At 58.0% G+C, this 20,631-nt stretch carries 19 protein-coding genes; 1 reads left to right on the forward strand and 18 read right to left on the reverse strand.

Features of this window, described 5'->3' with window-relative positions; all coding sequences use genetic code 11:
* Positions 1-93: 93 nt before the first annotated feature.
* From JJQ76_RS04105 to leuC, 18 genes are all read right to left on the reverse strand, one after another.
* On the reverse strand, positions 94-1,722 hold the full coding sequence (locus JJQ76_RS04105; RefSeq protein ID WP_210395413.1) for a methyl-accepting chemotaxis protein: 1,629 nt from the start codon (positions 1,720-1,722) through the stop codon (positions 94-96).
* Between the two features lie 122 nt (positions 1,723-1,844).
* Positions 1,845-2,258, reverse strand: a complete 414-nt coding sequence (locus JJQ76_RS04110; RefSeq protein WP_210395414.1) for a hypothetical protein — start codon at positions 2,256-2,258, stop codon at positions 1,845-1,847.
* A 58-nt stretch (positions 2,259-2,316) separates the two neighbouring features.
* The gene (locus JJQ76_RS04115; RefSeq protein WP_210395415.1) at positions 2,317-3,534 is read right to left on the reverse strand and encodes an O-succinylhomoserine sulfhydrylase; all 1,218 of its coding nucleotides are present in this window, start codon (positions 3,532-3,534) and stop codon (positions 2,317-2,319) included.
* Between the two features lie 8 nt (positions 3,535-3,542).
* Positions 3,543-5,048, reverse strand: coding sequence for an amidophosphoribosyltransferase (gene purF, locus JJQ76_RS04120; RefSeq protein ID WP_210395416.1), 1,506 nt, complete (start codon positions 5,046-5,048; stop codon positions 3,543-3,545).
* 84 nt (positions 5,049-5,132) lie between these two features.
* Positions 5,133-5,627, reverse strand: a complete 495-nt coding sequence (locus JJQ76_RS04125; protein WP_210395417.1) for a CvpA family protein — start codon at positions 5,625-5,627, stop codon at positions 5,133-5,135.
* A gap of 72 nt (positions 5,628-5,699) precedes the next feature.
* Positions 5,700-6,332, reverse strand: coding sequence for an SPOR domain-containing protein (locus JJQ76_RS04130; RefSeq protein ID WP_210395418.1), 633 nt, complete (start codon positions 6,330-6,332; stop codon positions 5,700-5,702).
* Between the two features lie 4 nt (positions 6,333-6,336).
* Positions 6,337-7,593: a bifunctional tetrahydrofolate synthase/dihydrofolate synthase gene (gene folC, locus JJQ76_RS04135; protein WP_210395419.1), complete on the reverse strand. Its 1,257-nt coding sequence runs from the start codon at positions 7,591-7,593 to the stop codon at positions 6,337-6,339.
* Positions 7,574-8,476 (reverse strand): acetyl-CoA carboxylase, carboxyltransferase subunit beta, encoded by a 903-nt coding sequence (gene accD, locus JJQ76_RS04140; RefSeq protein ID WP_210395420.1) that lies wholly within the window; start codon positions 8,474-8,476, stop codon positions 7,574-7,576. The genes folC and accD overlap by 20 nt, the downstream gene beginning before the upstream one ends.
* Before the next feature lie 37 nt (positions 8,477-8,513).
* Positions 8,514-9,320 (reverse strand): tryptophan synthase subunit alpha, encoded by an 807-nt coding sequence (gene trpA, locus JJQ76_RS04145; RefSeq protein ID WP_210395421.1) that lies wholly within the window; start codon positions 9,318-9,320, stop codon positions 8,514-8,516.
* A 32-nt stretch (positions 9,321-9,352) separates the two neighbouring features.
* Positions 9,353-10,543, reverse strand: a complete 1,191-nt coding sequence (trpB, locus tag JJQ76_RS04150; RefSeq protein WP_246480040.1) for a tryptophan synthase subunit beta — start codon at positions 10,541-10,543, stop codon at positions 9,353-9,355.
* 4 nt (positions 10,544-10,547) lie between these two features.
* A complete protein-coding gene (locus JJQ76_RS04155; RefSeq protein ID WP_425515218.1) occupies positions 10,548-11,171 on the reverse strand; it encodes a phosphoribosylanthranilate isomerase in 624 nt (207 codons plus the stop codon).
* A gap of 65 nt (positions 11,172-11,236) precedes the next feature.
* The gene (truA, locus tag JJQ76_RS04160) at positions 11,237-12,073 is read right to left on the reverse strand and encodes a tRNA pseudouridine(38-40) synthase TruA (RefSeq protein ID WP_210395424.1); all 837 of its coding nucleotides are present in this window, start codon (positions 12,071-12,073) and stop codon (positions 11,237-11,239) included.
* Positions 12,073-14,577, reverse strand: coding sequence for a FimV/HubP family polar landmark protein (locus tag JJQ76_RS04165; protein WP_210395425.1), 2,505 nt, complete (start codon positions 14,575-14,577; stop codon positions 12,073-12,075). Before JJQ76_RS04165 ends, truA begins: the two co-directional genes overlap by 1 nt.
* Complete coding sequence (locus JJQ76_RS04170; RefSeq protein ID WP_210395426.1) at positions 14,526-14,963, reverse strand: type IV pilus assembly protein FimV; 438 nt, start codon at positions 14,961-14,963, stop codon at positions 14,526-14,528. Before JJQ76_RS04170 ends, JJQ76_RS04165 begins: the two co-directional genes overlap by 52 nt.
* A gap of 269 nt (positions 14,964-15,232) precedes the next feature.
* Entirely contained in the window at positions 15,233-16,342 is a 1,110-nt protein-coding gene (gene asd, locus JJQ76_RS04175) for an aspartate-semialdehyde dehydrogenase (RefSeq protein WP_210395427.1), read from the reverse strand.
* A gap of 75 nt (positions 16,343-16,417) precedes the next feature.
* Positions 16,418-17,497: a 3-isopropylmalate dehydrogenase gene (leuB, locus tag JJQ76_RS04180; RefSeq protein WP_210395428.1), complete on the reverse strand. Its 1,080-nt coding sequence runs from the start codon at positions 17,495-17,497 to the stop codon at positions 16,418-16,420.
* Positions 17,498-17,515: 18 nt separating this feature from the next.
* A complete protein-coding gene (gene leuD / locus JJQ76_RS04185; RefSeq protein WP_210395429.1) occupies positions 17,516-18,163 on the reverse strand; it encodes a 3-isopropylmalate dehydratase small subunit in 648 nt (215 codons plus the stop codon).
* An 11-nt stretch (positions 18,164-18,174) separates the two neighbouring features.
* Complete coding sequence (gene leuC / locus JJQ76_RS04190) at positions 18,175-19,602, reverse strand: 3-isopropylmalate dehydratase large subunit (protein WP_210395430.1); 1,428 nt, start codon at positions 19,600-19,602, stop codon at positions 18,175-18,177.
* A gap of 127 nt (positions 19,603-19,729) precedes the next feature.
* Here leuC and JJQ76_RS04195 point away from each other — a divergent pair, with 127 nt between their 5' ends.
* Entirely contained in the window at positions 19,730-20,605 is an 876-nt protein-coding gene (locus JJQ76_RS04195; protein WP_210395431.1) for a LysR family transcriptional regulator, read from the forward strand.
* Positions 20,606-20,631 lie beyond the last annotated feature (26 nt).

The raw sequence follows: 20,631 nt of genomic DNA on the forward strand, positions 1-20,631 counted from the left end.
CTACCTGATCAGGCCTACTACTGGTGTCGGGCAAGAACAATCCTCCAATACTCCACCAACGCCCCCGCTTTCATGACAGCCAGGCGTCAAGGATTAGACTTTGAACTGTCCAAGCGTCTGGTGCATGTCGCCTGCCAGTGCACTGAGCCCAACCGACACGTCCGCCATGGCCTGCGCGCTGCTGGCTGCCTCGTTGGAAGCCTGATTGATGGCCCCTACACTGGCGTTGATCATCTCTACAGTCGAGCTCTGCTCTTCAGTCGCTGAGGCGATCTGCAGCACTCGATCGGAAACCGATTGTATTTCAGCACTGATCGCCGTCAACGCCTCACCAGCGCGAGCCGCACGGCTCACGCTGGCTTCAGCGTCATCGCGCCCCTGACGAATCAGGGCGGCAGAGCTGCGCGCACCGTGCTGCAACTGTTCGATCATCGCCTGAATCTCATCCGTGGACTCCTGGGTTCGCTGGGCAAGACTGCGCACTTCGTCCGCGACCACGGCAAACCCCCGTCCCTGTTCACCCGCGCGGGCGGCCTCGATGGCTGCATTCAGCGCCAACAGGTTGGTCTGGTCGGCAATGCCGCGAATAACATCGAGAATGCTGCCGATATTCTCACTCTCGCGCTCCAGTGACTGTACCGACTCCGCGGCCGTTTCAATCCGCTCGGCCAGCGCGCGAATGCTCCCGGCACTCTCGTTGGCGACTGCCAGCCCTTCCTGGGCTTGATCCCTCGCCGCCTGAGCAGAGCGGGAAACGTCCGCAGCGTTCTGCGCCACCTCCTGCACCGTGGCGCTCATTTCATGCACCGCAGCGGCCACTTGCTCGGTTTCCTCCTGGTGGGCGCGAAGGGTATCCCGTGTAATACGGGTGGTCGACGACATATGCTCTGCTTCCGACACTAACTGCTGGCCGTAGCCGCTCAGCGTGATTACCGTCGCCTGCACCTTGCCAGTATATTGATTAAAACAGTCCGCCAGGAGCGCCAGTTCATCCCGGCCATCAGCCACCAGACGCACGGTCAGGTCACCATCTCCCTCGGCAATTTCACGCATCGCTGCGGTGGTCTGCCCCATCGGGCGGGTAATCGAGCGAATGATTCCAAACACAGCCAGCAACAACAACAGCAGTAATGTTGACAGGGTGATCAGGTGATTGACCAGCTCGGTGGAAAACTCCTTGTCCACATCATCGATATACACCCCGGTACCCACAACCCAACCCCAGGGCTGAAAACCCGCGACGTAGGAAAGCTTAGGAACCGGGTCCTCGGATCCCGGCTTCGGCCAATAATAATCGACGAAGCCGGACTGCTCCGCCCTTACCACCCGAACAAACTCACTGAACAGTTTTTTACCCTTGGGATCCTCTAACTGCCCCAAAGCTTTGCCGTCGAGTGCGGGCTTGATCGGGTGCATCACCATGGTCGGCCCCATATCGTTAATCCAAAGGTACTCGCCCCCTTCATAACGGATATGGCGAATCACTTCGGAAGCCAGGGATTGTGCTTCCTGCCGCGATAGCTCGCCCGCTTGTTCCTGGCTGTGGTAACGATTCAGGGTAGCCAGCGCAGTATCGACAACAGCAACCAGCTTCTGCTGTTTTGATGCGATCAGATCACCCCGTTTCTGAAAGGTCTCAAACAGATAAATGGCGGTGAACACCCCAAGGGTGACCAACGCCAGCAACCAGATACGGTGAGCAATCGAGATTCGAGCAAGCATGAGCCACCCCTTAAGAGACGTGCAGTAAAGGCCGCTAACAGCAGCGGCCTCACTAATTTAGTAACTAAGGGAGTATAGATGGCCGCCACGTCTCCATGGCGAAGAGAGTCATTGAATTGAGGTTACGAGGCGAAAAACCTGGCCAGTTGGTCGTTGGATAAAAGCTCGCTCTTGCCACCACGCATGACCCGCAGCAACTCATCCTTGGCAATGGCATGAGGCATTCCGCTTTCTGTCAGCAAGGTCAGCAAGCGATCAAAAATCTGGCGCCGCTTCAATCCCAATGCGTCGGTTGCACGGCGTTCATCACAGTCTTCAACCAGAGTTGAACCGCAGCCACAACGGCGCGCCAGCGTCAGGGAGTCATCGGTCTGGCTTAACCCGGTTGCGCTATTCACCGCATCGGTTTCACGTACCAGCTGCGCCAGATCCGCAAACACTTTGGCACAACCTGGGCACTGCTTGGGAAAGGCGGTATCCCCAAGCAACTTGAGTCCATCGAAGAGCTCGTTCATCCGTGACTGAGAGTCTTGCATTCCCACCTCCTTCTCTTATCTGCTGTTACGATTCCAGCATAGACGACGCAGTCGCCTGTCACACCCGACCGGCCACTGCGTCCAGTCCTCGTTGCATATCCCGTTGCAAGTCCGCTAACGACTCCAACCCCACAGACAGTCGAATCAGGTTTTGCCCGATACCGGCCTGACGCCTCTCTTCGTCGCTCAGGCGGCCATGGGTGGTGGTCGCCGGATGGGTGATGGTTGACTTTACATCACCGAGATTGCCGGTAATTGACACCACCTGGGTGGCATCAATGAAGCTCCACGCCTCGTCACGACCGCCATGGAGCTCAAACCCGAGCACTGCGCCAAATCCGCGCTGCTGTTTTTTTGCCAGCTGGTGCTGGGGATGGCTCTCCAGACCGGTGTAATAGACCCGCGCAACCTGAGACTGCTGCTCCAGCCACTGCGCCAAAGCCAACGCACTGCTGCTCTGGGCGAGCATTCGCAGTTCCAGCGTTTCCAGCCCTTTGGCAAACACCCAGGCGTTAAACGGGCTCATGCAGGCGCCACCAGTGCGAATGAAGCCGAACACCTCTTCCATCAGCGAATCGGGACCCACAACAACGCCACCAACACAGCGTCCCTGGCCATCAAGAAACTTGGTTGCGGAGTGCATCACAATGTCGGCGCCCAGGGTCAGCGGACGCTGAAGTGCGGGGGTGCAGAAACAGTTATCGACCACCAACAGTGCATCGGCCTGGTGGGCAATATCCGCCACCGCAGCGATATCGGCTAGCTCTGCCAGCGGATTGGAGGGGGTCTCCAGAAACAGCATTCGGGTTGAAGGTTCGATCGCCGCCTTCCAGGCATCAAGCCGGGTAGGATCAACGAAAGTGGTGCGAATCCCGGCCCGAGTGAAATACTTGGTGAACAGTGAAACAGTCGAACCAAACACACTGTAGGAGCACACGATGTGATCGCCCTGCTGCAGCAGGCTCATCCCGAGACTGAGAATGGCAGCCATGCCCGACGCCGTCGCTACAGCGCGCTCACCGCCTTCGAGTGCAGCCATGCGTTCTTCAAACAAGCGAACGGACGGATTGGTAAAGCGGGAATAGATGTTGCCTTCTTCATCGCCACCGAAACGGGCTGCCGCCTGAGCAGCACTGTCGAATACAAAGCTTGAAGTAGTGAAGATCGCGTCGCTATGCTCGCCTTCGGCCGTGCGCCGATGCCCTGTGCGGATAGCGAGGGTACTCGGATCGGCCGACTCCAGCGCGGCTTTCAGTTGTTCGTTACGGTCACTCATCTGCGCACTCACAGCTTGGGGTAAAGGTCGCCCGTTTCAGTACTCTCGCTGCCACCCTTGGCGGCGTCATTGCGTTGCGCATCGATCTGCATCAGGTACCCCTGATCGACATCACCGGTGACGTACTCACCATTGAAGACCGAGCAGTCGAACCGATCGACCTGCGCATCCCCACCCTGGGTACTGCGTATCAGGTCGTCCAGATCCTGATACACCATCCAGTCGGCTCCAATCAGCTCACCCACCTCTTCATCGGTACGATCATGAGCAATCAGCTCGCTGGCGCTGGGCATATCGATACCGTAAACGTTCGGGTAGCGCACCGCCGGTGCGGCAGAGGCAAAATAAACCTTCTTTGCTCCCATTTCGCGCGCCATCTCGACAATCTGGCGAGAGGTGGTGCCACGAACAATGGAGTCATCCACCAGCATCACATTCTTGCCTTTGAACTCAAGCTCAATCGGGTTGAGCTTGCGCCGCACAGTGCGTTCCCGCAGCTGCTGCCCGGGCATGATGAAGGTACGACCGATATAACGGTTCTTGATAAAGCCTTCACGGAACTTGACCCCCAGCATGTTGGCCATCTCCATCGCCGCAGTGCGGCTGGTGTCCGGAATTGGAATAACCACATCAATATCGTGATCGGGACGCTCACGCAGCACTTTTTCAGCCAGCAGTTCACCCTGCCGCAGGCGCGCTTTGTAAACGGAAATACCATCCATAATCGAGTCTGGACGGGCCAGATACACATATTCGAACAGACAGGGAGACAGTTTGCTTTGCGCAGCGCACTGGCGGGTAAACACGCCGCCGTCATTGCTCAGGTAGATCGCTTCTCCCGGGGCCAGGTCGCGCACCAGCTCAAAACCGCAGCTGTCGAGGGCCACACTCTCGGACGCGACCATATAATCGTACCCCTCTTCGGTCCGGCGACGGCCATACACCACCGGACGAATGCCGTGGGGGTCACGAAAGGCGACTATGCCGTAGCCTGTAATCATGGCCACCACCGCATATCCTCCGCGGCAGCGTTTGTGCACCTGTTCAACGGCGGTGAAAATGTCGTTCGCTCCCGGTTGCAGTTTTCCCAACTGCTGCAGCTCGTGCGCAAAGACGTTGAGCAACACTTCCGAGTCCGAGTTAGTGTTGATGTGGCGCAGGTCGGTACGAAAGATATCCTCAGCCAACTCCGCCGCGTTGGTCAAATTGCCGTTATGGGCCAATGCGATGCCATACGGCGAGTTGACATAAAAGGGCTGGGCTTCGGCGGCGCTTGAACTGCCGGCGGTGGGGTAACGGACATGACCGATCCCCATAGTGCCGAGCAGATTGCGCATATGGCGGGTACGAAACACCTCGTTAACAAGGCCATTGTCCTTGCGCAGGTTAAAGCGACTTCCCTGACAGGTCACCATGCCGGCGGCATCCTGGCCGCGGTGCTGAAGCACCGTTAAGGCATCAAAGATGCTCTGGTTTACATTGGATTTGGCAACGATGCCAACTATGCCGCACATTGAATGTACCTCATCAAGGTTGAGCCAATCAGTAAAAACAAAAGCCCGCCGGACGCTTGTTTTTAATGACGAGCGACACCTGCGCTACTGACTTGCGTCCATTATCAGGCGAGAGGTTTCGCCCGCCAAGCTTCGCGTCCACTCCTCCATCAGGGTGAAGTGCGGAATCAATGTAGACTGGCGCCACCACTGGTCCTGATTCACCGGCGTCATATCCAGCAGTGCCACCAGCACTACCACTAACAGCGCCCCACGAGCCAAGCCGAACCCCATCCCCAGTACCCGGTCAGTGCCTCCCAGTCCGGTGGCCTTGATGAGCACGCCAATCAAGTTGTTGATCAGGGCACCGGTAAACAGAGTGGCGATAAACAGCAGCAGAAACGCGGCGACGACCCTGGCCGAAGGGGTTTCGATATAACTGGCAAGCAGCGCACTCAGATGGTCGGTAAACAGACGCGCGATAATAAACGCGGCCACCCAGGTAAGCAGCGAGATCGCTTCGCGCACAAATCCTCGCTTGAGACTAATCAAGCTCGATATGGCAATAATGGCAACGATGACCCAGTCGGCCCAATTCATAATGAAACTCGCAGCAACGAGGCGCGCATTCTAGCAAAGCCCTTGGTGATACCCAACAATGACGCCTCGCATTCAACTGGTGGAGAAGCGCAGGATCAAGCCATCAAGCTTCAGCTCGCGGCTCAACTTGCGCTTCAATGCCTCTAGCTCGCTACGCTGCACCTCCGGTCCAACGTAGACTCTGGACAGGGCGTTCTTTTCGCGTATGTAGGCGCTGTAGCCCGCCTTGTTCAGCCGGTCACGCAAGCGTTCGGCATTTGCACGCTCTTTGAAAGCCGCCAACTGCAGGGTCCACGCCACAGGCACGCCCTGCTTATCCAGTACCGGAACCTCTTTTTCCAGCGTAGCCGGACGTGGCTGCTTGGGCGTCAACTCCGGCGCCACTTCTGCCGGAGCGGATACTTCGCCGTCATCGGGCTGCTCGGGCGTATCCGAAAGCGGGGTGGCCACCTCAGCCGTCACCTTCATCCGCGGCTGGCGCAGCTCCACTCGCTCCGGCATCGGCTCGGCCGGCTTTCGGGTATCGTCGAGGATTCTGGCTTCGGGCACGGGAACAGACATAACAGGGAACCGCGGTGCGTCGGGAATAGACACCTGCAGCTGACTCTCACGAACCCCCTGGCCATCAAACAACATCGGTAGCACAATCACTGCCAACAACCCCAGGGCAACGAATCCGATCAGGCGTTCCTTCTGATGTTCCATGTCGTTACTCCTGCAGTGCGTCCAGCGCGGCGGCCACGGTATAGAACGACCCCATCACCAGGATACGATCACCAACTGCGCTTTCGGCCAGAGCCGAATCCAGCGCAGCAGCAACAGACTCCAATGATTCGGCGTCGGCCCCCTCAAGCGCGGCCAGCAGACGCCCTGCCTTTTCGCCGCGCGGGCAGCCAAGGGAGGCGACTCGCCAGCGATCGATTCGCGGTCGCAACGCCGCCAGGGTTGACTCAACGTCCTTATCGCCCAGCATCGCTGCCACACACCAGGTGGTACCGTCACAGGGAGGCAGTTGCGCGGCAAGATACCCCGCTGCATGAGGGTTGTGGGCCACATCAAGCACCAGCTCCCGACCATCGCGCCACATACATTGCATTCGACCGGTCAGCGAAACGCCCTGCAACCCCTCGCGCACCTCAGCCGGCAGCAACTGGACTCCGGCACTAGCAAGCGCCTGCAGCGCGGTAGAGGCATTGGCGAACGGCAGTTGCGGCACGGGCAGATCACTGAGCGTCAGCGACGTTCCGTCAGCGCTCAGCCCACGCCAACACCAGCTCTCCTGCGGCTCAGCAGCCGGACCAAACTCGATTCCCCAGCGCAACAGGGGCGCCCCCAGATCAGCAGCGTAGCTGGAAACCGATGCCGGCAGATCGGCATCACCAAAGATCAGCGGACGCGCGGGCCTGGCAATTCCCGCCTTTTCATAGCCAATTTTGTCACGGTCACTGCCCAGCCAATCCTGATGATCGAGCGCAACGGTGGTGACTACCGCAACGTCAGCATCAACCAGGTTGACGGCATCCAAACGACCGCCCAGACCAACCTCCAGCAACCAGAGATCCAATGACTGCTGACTAAAAAGCCACAACGCGGCCAGAGTCCCGTACTCGAAGTAGGTCAGCGATACCTTTGCCTGCTGACGAGCCTGTTCCACCACCACAAACGCGTCGCAGAGGGAATCGTCGTCGACCAGGCTACCGTCGATGCTTACGCGCTCGTTGTAGCGAATAAAGTGGGGGGAGGAGTAACAACCGACCCTGAGGCCATGGGCTACGGCGACGGCACGCATCAGCGCCACGGTGGAACCCTTGCCATTGGTGCCAGCTACCGTTACCACCCGAGGTGGCGTCAGCTGGAGTAGGGCCGCAACTGCAGCTACGCGCTCAAGGCCCAGATCAATCTCAGAGGGATGGCTGGCCTCGATAAAGGCCAGCCACTGGTGCAGATTATTCGGCAGTGACGTCATCGGAACTATCTGCGTCCACGCCAATTGGCTTTTGATGCGTCAGCTTCCGAAGAATCGAACCCAGCTTCTCACGTAACTGGGTACGTTTGATGATTATGTCGATGGCGCCGTGCTCCAGCAGAAACTCGCTGCGCTGGAACCCTTCCGGCAGCTTTTCCCGCACCGTCTGCTCGATAACCCGCGGGCCGGCAAAGCCAATCAGAGCGTTAGGTTCGGCAACGTTCAGGTCACCCAGCATCGCCAACGATGCGGAAACGCCCCCGTAAACCGGATCGGTCAACACGGAGATATAGGGAATACCTTCTGACTTCATTTTTTCCAGCGCGGCGCTGGTCTTGGCCATCTGCATCAGCGAGAACAGCGCCTCTTGCATCCGTGCTCCACCACTGGCCGAGAAACAGACCAGGGGGATACGCTGCTCCAGACAGACGTTAACGGCACGGACGAAACGCTCGCCGACGACCGCCCCCATGGAACCACCCATGAAGGAGAATTCGAACGCGACCGCGACCAGGGGAAGGCCGTCAACGCTGCCTTTCATGGCAACCAGCGCGTCCTTCTCACCGGTCTGCTTCTGAGCCGCAGACAGACGGTCCTTGTATTTTTTGGAATCGCGGAATTTAAGCCGGTCCACCGGCTCCACATCGCTACCGATCTCAATGCGATTTTCAGCATCAAGGAACAGATCCAGACGCTTACGCGCCTCAAGGCGCATGTGATGGTCACACTTCATGCAGACATTGAGGTTGCGGTCCAGCTCCGGCCGGTAAAGCACGGCTTCGCACTTGGGGCACTTCTTCCACAAACCTTCCGGAATATCCGCTTTCTTTTTGGAGTCGGCCCGAATCAGCGAGGGCACAATCTTGTCAAACCAGGTACTCATGGTGATCCCTTATCCTTTGTTGGGAGAACGTTGCCTGTCAGGCGTCGTCCATCCCGGCACGCAAATCCGCAACGATGGCGGCAACCTCTGGCGCAATGCGCTCAGGGTGATCCGCCAGCTCCGCAATTTTATTAACCAACACGCTGCCAACAATTACGCCGTCTGACACGCGGCTTACCGCTGCTGCCGACGCGCGATCTTTGATGCCAAATCCGACACCAACCGGCAGATTGGTCATTGAACGAATGGCAGTGACACGCGACTCGACTTCATCAACATTGAGTGCCGCCGAACCGGTGACCCCTTTTACCGACACATAGTACACGTAGCCGCTTCCGCGCTCGCAGATCTGTTTCATGCGGGCATCGCTAGTGGTCGGTGCCAGCAGAAAGATCGCGTCCAGACCATTGTCTCGCAACGCGGCACAAAACTCGTCTGCTTCCTCGGGCGGCAGGTCAACCGTCAGCACCCCATCGACGCCGGCTTCGCGCGCTTTTTCCATAAAAGTGCGATAGCCGATGGCCTCCACGGGGTTAAGGTAGCCCATCAACACCACCGGTGTATCGGTGTTGCGCTGGCGGAATTCCGCCACCATCGCTAACACATCCAGCAGTCGAGTGCCGGCGCGCAGCGCTCGCTCGCACGCCAGCTGGATTACCGGGCCATCAGCCATGGGGTCAGAAAACGGGACCCCCAGTTCGATGATATCGGCACCGCTATCCGCCAATGCATGCATCAGATCAACGGTCACCTCCTGCACCGGATCGCCAGCGGTTACATAAGGTATCAGCGCCTTACGGCCGGAGACTTTCAGCTTTTCAAAACAACTTTGTATACGACTCATTGAAACCCCTTAGGTCCGACTGCCGGCACCGCTTAGACGGTAATTCCGTCGATGTCGGCCACGGTATGAATATCCTTGTCACCCCGGCCAGAGAGATTAACCAGCAGCACCTGATCGGGTGACATCTGCGGCGCCATCTTGATCGCGTGGGCGATGGCGTGCGCGGACTCCAGCGCCGGCATGATACCCTCGACGCGAGTCAGTCGCCGGAAGGCATCCAGCGCCTCGTCGTCATTGATGGCGACATATTCGGCACGGCCCGTATCCTTCAGCCACGCGTGCTCAGGGCCGACGCCGGGATAATCCAATCCAGCAGAGACCGAGTGCGTGCCGATGATCTGTCCGGCATCATCTTCCATCAGGTAAGTCCGGTTGCCGTGCAGCACGCCCGGGCGACCCTTGCACAGCGGCGCCGCGTGTTGACCGGTCTCGAGACCGTAGCCGCCGGCTTCAACGCCTACCATGCGAACATCTGCATCACCGATAAAGGGGTGGAACAGACCAATGGCATTGGACCCACCACCGACACAGGCCACCAGAGCATCCGGCAACTTACCCGTTTGCGCCAAGCACTGCTGGCGCGCCTCACGTCCGATGACGCACTGGAAGTCGCGCACCATTTTCGGGTACGGGTGCGGACCGGCGACGGTACCGATAATGTAAAAAGTATTGTCCACGTTGGTGACCCAGTCCCGCATCGCCTCATTCAAGGCATCCTTGAGGGTGCGCGTACCCGACTGGACCGGCACCACCGTGGCGCCCAACAGCTTCATGCGATAGACATTCAAGGCCTGACGACGCACGTCTTCAGCCCCCATGTACACGACACATTCCAAACCCAGACGGGCAGCGACGGTCGCACTTGCCACCCCATGCTGGCCGGCTCCGGTTTCCGCAATCACACGCGGCTTACCCATAAACTTGGCCAACAGCGCCTGGCCGATGGTGTTGTTAACTTTGTGTGCGCCGGTATGATTGAGATCTTCCCGCTTCAGGTAGATCTGCGCACCGCCTAGTTCGCGGCTCAGGCGCTCGGCATGATAAAGCGGAGACGGGCGGCCAACGTAGTGCGCCAGGTCTCGATCGAACTCCGCCTGAAACTCAGGATCCCGCCACATCTTTTCATACAGCGCCGCCAATTCATCCAGGGCGCCCATCAATGTTTCAGATGCGAACCGGCCACCGTAAGGGCCAAAGTGGCCGGTGGCGTCGGGGAGAGCCATAAGTTCATTCAGATCGACTGTTGTCGGCACAACACACCTCATCGAAAAATTGTTGAAGTAACGCGTGATCTTTAACACCTTTGTGCGCTTCCACCCCGCCGCTCACGTCAACGGCATAGGGGCGCACCTGCGCGATGGCCTGACCCACATTAGCGGGCGACAAGCCGCCGGCCAGAATGATATCAGGAGCCATAGACGGCGATATCAGGCTCCAATCGAACGCCTCACCGGTTCCTCCCGGCACGCCCGGGCGATAGGCATCCAGCAGCACTCCCTTTGCCGATTCGAAGCGGCGCAGTTCAGTCGCAAGATCGGTCTCGGGGCGCACCCGTATCGCCTTGATGTAGGGTCGACCAAACTGTTGACAAAACTCCTCTGTTTCATCGCCATGAAACTGCAACAGGTCCGGTTTCACCTTGGCCAACACCTCCTCAACCAGAGAGGGGTCGGGATTGACAAACAGCGCGGTGACAGTGACAAAGGGCGACACATCCGCAAGCGCAGATACCGCCTGCTCAGGCGTCACCGCACGAGGGCTGGGAGCATAAAAAACCAATCCCAACGCGTCGGCACCGGCGGCCACCGCTGCACGAGCATCTTCGGCGCGGGTAATCCCGCATATTTTCACTCGGGTTCTCACCGTGAGAGGACTCGGAACAAAAAGCGAATCTTATCAGATGGACGCACGCATGGTTAGTCGAACTGGGGCAAAAATACCGGCCCCAGTTGCGATGGCGGCAAGCCATAGCGCTCCGGATAGCGGGCATCGATGAAGTAAAGACCAAAAGGGGGAGCCGTCACTCCGCCGAGACGCCGGTCGCGCCCCTCAAGCACCTCTCTGGCCCAGCAAGGCTCCGCTTCGCCGGCGCCTATTTTCATCAACACCCCAGCTATATTGCGGATCATATGATGGAGGAACGCATTGGCTGTCACGTCGATAACCACCAGCGCACCATGACGACTGACTGTCAGCCGACGCAAATCCCGCACCGGGCTATGGGCCTGACAGGCTACCGCCCGATAAGCACTAAAGTCATGCTCGCCAACCAGGTAGTTCCCAGCTTCCTGCATGCGCGCCTCATCAAGCGGCTTGAAGGTCCAGGTAAGCTGCCGCGCCAGCAACGCCGGCATTACATCCGCGTTATAAATAACATAACGATAGCGCCGCTCCAGGGCCCCAAATCGGGCATGAAAAGCCTGATCTACCGGACGCGCCCAACGGATACTGATATCACGAGGCAACTGCGTATTGCCGCCGCGCACCCAGGCACGCTCCGGGCGTTCAGCATGAGTATCGATATGCACCACCTGATACGTTGCATGCACACCGGTGTCAGTACGCCCAGCACAGACCACCTTGACCGTCTCATTGGCAATCTGCCCCAGAGCTCGCTCTACTTCAGCCTGAACACTGGGAACACCATCAGCCTGACACTGCCAACCGTGATAGCGACTGCCATCATACTCAACCCCGAAGGCATAACGAAAAAGAGGCCGGGAACCGGCCTCTTGATTAACTTCCTCGACCATTAACTTTTCAGACTATCCAACAACTGTTGCGCTTCCTTAACCTGATCATCGTTACCTTCCTTGATAACCTCGGCGAGGATATCTGCCGCCCCTTCACTGTCATCCATATCGACATAGGCCCGCGCCAGATCCAACTTGGTACCAACCTCATCAGCATCCTCAAGATAATCCAACGCCTCATCGGCACCACTTTCCTCCAGCGCCAGGTCATTACCTTCTTGCTCCAGCATCAGATTGAGCTCAGCCTCCAGATCCTCGTCATCGGCGGCATCGAGATTATCTTCCAGCACCAGACCACTGACACCAGAGGCCTCGGACTTGGCGGAAGCTTCCGTCGGAACAGCCTCATCGTCTTCCAGAGATAGTCCGCCGTCTATTTCAGCGGCCAATGCATCCAGATCAGCTTCGGCGTCATCACTCTCGGGGAGACCATCGAGCAGCGAGTCCAGCACCTCGTTGCTCTCTTCCACCTGGGGCTCTTCAACTTCAGGCTCCGGTTTCGCTTCCGGCTCTGCCACCTCTTCTTCCAGCAACAACTCACCGACCGTCAGATCCTCATCCTCGTCGGAGGGCACAGGCTCTTCAGGCTCTTCAGGCACCTCATCCGCCAGTTCCGATGCTTCGCCGTCGTCATCCATCTCAAGATCAATCGCGGACACAGCCCCCAGATCGATCTCGTCAGCGCCGGTAGGCTCATCGTCGCCATCCCCTTCAGCCAACAGCGCATCCAGCGCATCGTCAGTTTCGACCTCTTCCTCATCGGTCAGCGGCTCAACGGTCTCGATGTTCAGCGACTCAAGATCATCCTCACCATCGACCGTCATCGCCTCATTGGCTCCGGACTGTTCAGACTCTTCCTGCCCATCTTCTGCCAGCAAGGCATCCAGATCACTATCATCGAAAGCATCGTCCGCCGAGGCCTCTTCAGCAGCGTCCTCAACCGGCAGATCCAGATCATTACCCGCCAAAAGTGCATCAAGATCATCTTCCAGCTCATCCGCCGAGCTCGCCTCAGACGTTTCAGCAGCGGAGGAATCATCACCCGCCAGAATCGCTTCCAGCTCATCGTCTAGGTCATCAGCCGCAGAGGCTTCTGACGGGGCCTCATCCGTCGCACTATCACCGAGCACAAAATCGAGATCATCCAAGGCATCAGCTTCAGCCGCTTCGGCATCACCCTGCTCTTCGTCGGTCGCCGCGTCATCAACCGCCAGGTCATAATCCTCATCACTCAGGAGCGACTCGGAAAACTCGTCCAGATCCAGATCATCAACCACCGGCTCGTCGATCTTGAGATCCATATCCAGATCATCACTATCATCCAGGCCTGCGAACTCGTTGACATCCTCATCACTGACCGCATTGAAAGGATCGTTGGGATCCTCTTCCACCGGCAGCGCCTCTTCGTCAACCTCGGCTAGCTCATTGACTGCCGCGGCTGCAGCCACAGCGGCAACACCAGCCTCCGCGACCTTGGGAGAGGTCGCCTCTTCAGCATCCAGCGCAGCCATGGCTTCCTGCACAGCCGCTTCCTCGGCCGCCTCATCACTCTTGCGCTTGCGCAGGAACCAGAACAAACCACCCAGCAATGCAAGCAAACCAGCGCCTATGCCTCCAAGCGCAGCGGGAGACTGCATCAGGCTATCGACCAAGCTGCGCTCGGGCGCGGCAGGTGCCGGCGCGGGTGCAGCTTGCGCCGGCGTCTGGGCTGCACGATTCTGCAGCTCAGCCAACTGCTGGTCTTTCAGCTCAATCAGCCGTTGCATCGCAGCCATCTGCTCACTGATCTGCTCCAGACGCTGGAACATTTCCGCGTTATCACGCTCGACCTTATCCAGGCCTTCGAGGGTAACTACCAACTGCTCTTCAAGTTCACGATTCTTGGCCACGAGCTCCTGCTCGACAGCACTGGACTGCTCAGCGTCGGAGGTATCGGAGCTGACCTTCGCTGGCACCTCAGCAGCTTCTTCTTCAACCGGCGCTTTGCTGACTATTCGCAGCTGAGAGTCACCGGAACTGGCTGCCGCGCCATCACTGGCTGCGTTTCCGGCATCCAGCTGCTCGGTTTTAGGCGCGGCATCAGGCTTTCCCGTATCACTACCACCTCGCCAAGCGCTGTTCTGGCGCTGTACTTCGGTGACCGGATTCTGCAGCGCCATGGCGTCGATATCGCCTTGGGTCGGAATATCCAGCACCACGCCAGATCGCAGCTTGTTGATGTTGTTATCGATAAATGCACCGGGGTTGGCGCGCTGTATAGCCAGCATCATCTGCTGTGGAGAGACTGAGCGGCTAGGACGGGTTTTGAGCGCTATCTGCCACAGGGTGTCATCATTGCCCACAGCGTACTGCCCTTCGGCGGCGGGCATCATGCGCGGTGCTGGCGTGACCGGCGCGGGCTGCATCAACTGCGGCGCCACGGTCATCACTTTCTGCGGCTGACGCGCTGTGGTCATCGGTACTGAGGGTGTTGCGCGGGGTGCCAGATCTTCTGCGCTGAACACAGGAGGATCCAACAACAAGGGTACTCTTTAACCAAACGACCGGTAGGCCAATTCACCTCCACCAGAAAATTCAGAAAAGGCTCACGTATCGGTTCGCGGGTTTTCAGGATCAGACGCCCGTTACCGGAACTCAGATCCAGTTCAAAACGCAAATCAGAGAGGATCGCGGTCGGCTTAACTCCCGCTAGATAAAACTCATCCGCTTCCGCCAAACCGGCAACAATCTGTGAAGAGGTCAGATCCCGAATCTGCAGCAGATCGATTTCCGCGTTCAGAGGCTGGTTCAACGCCGAATGAACCGTCACCTCCCCCAGACCCAACGCCTTTACCTGTGCCGCACTTAACGCACTCAATGCAGCCAGGCCGACCGCGACTTTACGCAACATACACTCTTCCTTTTGATCGTTTCCGATACACGGATCCAAGTTCCTGTTCGGATATCGGGGCAAACACAGAAAACTTGAACGTCCCCGAATTAAATACAACGAGCCAATATGGGGTCAAAGTATTATTTAATCATAGGTTTTAATCAACAATACCGCTCATCAAGCCCCAATTCTTCGAAATGAATGACGACTCAGGTCAATATTCGAATGATGACGATAAAAAAATGGCCGACTATGAAGCCGGCCATTTTTACTAATTCCCCCTGAACTTAACCTTCCAGCAGGATCCGCAGCATGCGCCGTAGTGGCTCAGCCGCACCCCACAATAGCTGGTCGCCCACCGAGAAGGCGTTGAGGTACTCAGGACCCATATTCAGCTTGCGCAGACGCCCTACCGGCACCGTCAAAGTTCCGGTGGTAGCCGCCGGAGTCAGCTCACGCATGGTGATATCACGTTCGTTGGGAACCACTTTAACCCAATCATTATGCTCCGCCAGCATAGCCTCGATATCAGACAGCGGCACATCGCGCTTCAGCTTGATGGTGAACGCTTGGCTGTGGCAACGCATGGCACCGATACGGACACAAGTACCATCAACCGGGATCAGATTACCGCTTCGCGCCAGAATCTTGTTGGTTTCAGCCTGCCCTTTCCACTCTTCACGGCTCTGGCCGTTCTCAAGTTGGGTATCGATCCAGGGGATCAAACTGCCCGCCAACGGCACGCCAAAATTATCGGTACTCAGCGCATCGCTACGGATAGCCGCAGCCACATCGCGGTCGATGTCCAGGATAGCCGCCGCCGGATCTGCCAGTTGATCGGCAACGGACGCATGGATCTGCCCCATCTGGCTGACCAGTTCACGCATATGCTTGGCACCGCCACCGGAAGCCGCCTGATAGGTCTGTGAAGACAGCCACTCGATCAGATCGGCTTTGAACAGACCACCCAGCGCCATCAGCATCAGGCTCACGGTGCAGTTACCGCCAACAAAGGTCTTCACGCCCTTGTCGAGACCCTGGCGAATCACCTCGCCGTTGACCGGATCCAGCACGATGATGCTGTCATCAGCCATCCGTAGCGACGACGCCGCGTCGATCCAGTAACCCTGCCAGCCACTTTTGCGCAGACCCGGGTATACCGCCTTGGTGTAATCCCCCCCCTGACAGGAGATGACCACATCCATCGCCGCCAGCTCGTCAATATTGTGCGCGTCTTTCAAGGTTGTGGTTTCTTTACCAATCGCCGGCCCCTGTTGGCCAACCTGTGAAGTGGTAAAGAACACGGGCTCGATCTGATCAAAATCCCGCTCGTCCATCATTCGCTGCATCAGCACGGAACCCACCATGCCTCTCCAGCCTACAAAACCTACGCGCATCTCGAATTCACCTTTAAATTGAAAGTGCAAAAAACGGGCTATCAGAACCGCCCGTGCATTGACGTCTACAGCTTATCAAGCCTGCAGCGCCGCGACTACCGCATCACCCATCTCTTTGGTCGATACCTTACACATCCCCTCGGAATAGATATCCGCAGTCCGTAGCCCTTGATCCAGCACCCTGCTGACTGCCTGCTCAATCTTGTCCGCCGCTGCAGTATGACCGAGTGAGTAGCGCAACATCATCGCCGCCGACAGAATGGTTGCCAGCGGATTGGCGACCCCCTGGCCGGCGATATCCGGTGCTGAACCATGACAGGGCTCGTACATTCCCTTGCCGTTGGCATCCAACGAGGCTGACGGCAGCATGCCGATGGAGCCGGTCAGCATCGCGGCCGCATCGGAGAGGATGTCACCGAACATATTGCCGGTGACGATCACGTCGAACTGTTTGGGCGCGCGCACCAGCTGCATCGCCGCGTTGTCGACATACATATGGCTGAGCTCCACATCCGGATACTCCTTGGCCACCTCTTCGACCACCTCGCGCCACAGCACGGTTACTTCCAGCACGTTAGCCTTGTCCACCGAGCAGACCTTCTTGCCCCGCTTGCGCGCTGACTCGAACGCCACCCGAGCGATCCGCTTGATCTCGGACTCGGAATAAACGTAGGTGTTGTAACCCTGACGCTCACCGTTTTCTAGAGTGCGCACACCGCGCGGCTGACCGAAGTAGATACCACCGGTCAGTTCGCGCACGATCAGAATATCGAGACCCGCCACCACCTCGGGTTTGAGGGTCGACGCTTCCGCCAACTGCGGGTAGAGGATCGCCGGGCGCAGGTTACCGAACAGATCCAGCTGCGAACGAATACCCAACAGACCTTTTTCCGGGCGGATCGAGCTATCCAGTGCATCCCATTTGGGGCCACCCACGGCGCCGAGCAGAATCGCATCAGCGGCTTTGGCCTGCGCCAGCGTTTCGTCCGGTAAGGGCACGCCGGTGGCATCGATGGCGGAACCACCCAGCAGCGCTTCGTTGAGGCTGTAATCGAGACCGTCCTGCTCACGCACCACCTCCAGCACACGCACCGCCTCGGCGACAATTTCAGGACCGATACCGTCACCCGGCAACACGAGAATTGATTGAGTCATCTGTTTTTTCCTTTGCAATCAGTGAGCGGCCGGGAACAGCCAGGGAGTCACGGCGGCACGACGCTGCTCATAGGTTTTGATATCGTCAGCGTGCTGCAGTGTCAGGCCGATATCATCCAGCCCGTTGAGCAGACAGTGGCGACGAAAATCGTCGACACTGAACTCGAAGCGATCCCCCGCGGGAGTCACCACCACCCGCTTCTCCAGATCGATAGCCAGCTGATAGCCTTCGGATGCTGCCACCTCGCGGAAGAGCTGATCGACGACGGTCTCGTCCAGCACAATTGGTAGCAGACCGTTCTTAAAGCAGTTATTAAAGAAAATTTCGGCAAAACTGGGCGCAATCACCACTCGGATACCAAAATCATCCAGCGCCCAGGGAGCGTGCTCACGACTGGACCCACAACCAAAGTTTTCCCGCGCCAACAGTACGGACGCGCCCTCATAACGCGCTTGGTTAAGCACAAAATCGGGATTCTTGGGCCGCTGACTGCAATCCTGATCCGGTTGCCCTTCATCCAGATAGCGCAGTTCATCGAACAGGTTGGGGCCGAATCCCGTCCGTTTGATCGACTTCAGAAACTGCTTCGGAATGATCATGTCTGTATCGACGTTAGCGCGGTCCAGCGGAGCGACGATGCCTTGGTGTTGTTCAAATTTACGCATGCGGTTTCTCCTCAGGACGCCATCAGTTCGCGCACATCAACAAAGTGGCCGGCAATTGCTGCTGCCGCGGCCATACCCGGACTCACTAGGTGGGTTCGGCCGCCAAACCCTTGCCGGCCTTCGAAGTTGCGATTAGAGGTCGATGCACAGTGCTCACCGCTACCCAGCTTGTCGGCATTCATCGCCAGACACATGGAGCAGCCGGGCTCGCGCCATTCCAGGCCGGCTTCAATAAACACCTTATCAAGACCTTCCGCTTCCGCCTGCTGTTTGACCAAACCCGACCCCGGCACCACCAAGGCCTGCTTGAGGCTCGCAGCCACTTTGCGGCCTTTGACCACCGCAGCTGCTTCGCGCAGATCCTCAATACGCGAGTTAGTACAGGAACCGATAAAAACCCGATCCAGCTGAATCGAGGTGATCGGCTGATTGGCACTCAATCCCATATACTGCAACGCACGCTCTATCCCCTGACGCCTGACCGGGTCGGCCTCTTGAGCCGGGTCTGGAACAGAGGCATCCACCGGCAGCACCATCTCCGGCGACGTACCCCAGGTCACCTGCGGCTTGATCGCAGCGCCGTCAACCACCACCACCCGCTCAAACTCGGCATCATCGTCGCTATGCAGGGTTTTCCAGTACGCTACCGCCTGCTCCCACTGTTCGCCCTGAGGGGCAAAGGGGCGCCCCTTGACGTAGTCGATAGTGATCTGGTCCACCGCCACCATGCCCGCGCGCGCGCCGGCCTCAATCGCCATGTTACAGATGGTCATGCGACCCTCCATCGACAGCGAACGGATCGCTTCGCCACCAAACTCCACGGCGTAGCCAGTGCCACCGGCGGTGCCGATCTCGCCAATCACCGCCAGCACCACATCCTTGCCGGTCACGCCAGGCGCCAGTTGGCCATCCACGCGCACCAGCATATTTTTCATTTTCTTGGTCACCAGGCACTGCGTCGCCAGCACGTGCTCAACTTCGGAGGTGCCGATACCGTGCGCCAACGCGCCAAAAGCGCCGTGAGTCGAGGTGTGAGAATCGCCGCACACCAGCGTCATACCGGGGAGCGTGGCTCCCTGTTCCGGCCCGACCACGTGAACAATTCCCTGACGGATATCTTTCATCTTGAATTCGGTAATCCCGAACTCATCACAGTTGTCGTCCAGGGTTTGCACCTGGATTTTTGAGATCGGATCTTCGATCCCCTCAACCCCGATTTCCCGTTCGGTCCTGGTGGTCGGCACGTTATGATCCGGAGTAGCCAGATTGGCATCCAGTCGCCAGGGCTTGCGCCCGGCCAGGCGCAAGCCTTCAAACGCCTGCGGCGAAGTCACTTCGTGCAGCAACTGACGGTCGATATAGATCAGCGAACTACCATCATCCTGCTGACGCACCAGATGGGCGTCCCAGAGCTTGTCATACAGAGTTTTGCCTGACATGCGCCTTACTCTCCTCTCTGTTTTAGGGGCTGCGCCCCGGCCTTGATGTTGACGATGCTACTGTCGCCCATAAAATAAAACAAATTCATTTTTTTTATGTTTTTGATTCCAGATAGGAATACAAAATATGGACAGTCACAATCTCAGTGCGTTCGTCAGCGTCGCTGAACTGGCCTCTTTTTCGCTGGCGGCAGAACAACTCCACCTCACCCAACCGGCGGTCAGCAAACGGATCGCCAATCTGGAGGAGCAACTCAACTGCCGCCTGTTTGACCGCATCGGCCGCAAAGTAGCGCTGACCGAGGCCGGTCAGACGTTGCTGCCACGCGCCCGGCGCATCCTGCAGGAGATTGACGACAGCTGCCGGCTGCTGGGCAATCTCGGAGGGAGCGTCAGCGGGCGCCTGACGTTGGCCACCAGTCACCATATCAGTCTGCACCGACTACCACCGATGCTGCGCCGCTACCGCAATCAGTACCCCGAGGTGGAACTGGAGATCGATTTCACCGAATCAGAACTGGCCTACGAGGCCGTCCTCCAGGGACATGCCGAACTTGCGATTATCACTATGGCCCCAGCCCCGCATCCCCAGATTGAATCCTGTACCCTGTGGTTGGATCGATTACGCTACGTGGTGGCGACGGACCACCCGCTGGCGCAGCAACAGATCAGTGGACTGGCGGACCTGACCCGTTATCGCGCGATCCTGCCCGGGCCTGCGACCTTCACCCGCCAACTGGTAGAGCAGCGCTTCAGCGAAGCCGGACTGAATCTGGATGTGGCGATGTCCACCAACTACCTCGACACCATTCGCATGATGGTCAGCATCGGCTTCGGCTGGAGCCTGCTACCAGAAACCCTGATCGACAGCTCCCTGACCGAAATACCGCTTGAAGCCGCTCCAATAACCCGGCCTCTGGGCTGTATCCACCATCGTGAGCGCACCCTATCCAACGCCGCCAAAGCACTGATTTACGAGTTGCAACAGCAATGTGATACATAAGCTTATTGGTGTTCCTTGCGCTGACC

It is taken from the genome of Motiliproteus sediminis (assembly GCF_017912535.1).
In the GTDB taxonomy this organism is placed as follows: Bacteria; Pseudomonadota; Gammaproteobacteria; order Pseudomonadales; family Balneatricaceae; genus Motiliproteus; species Motiliproteus sediminis.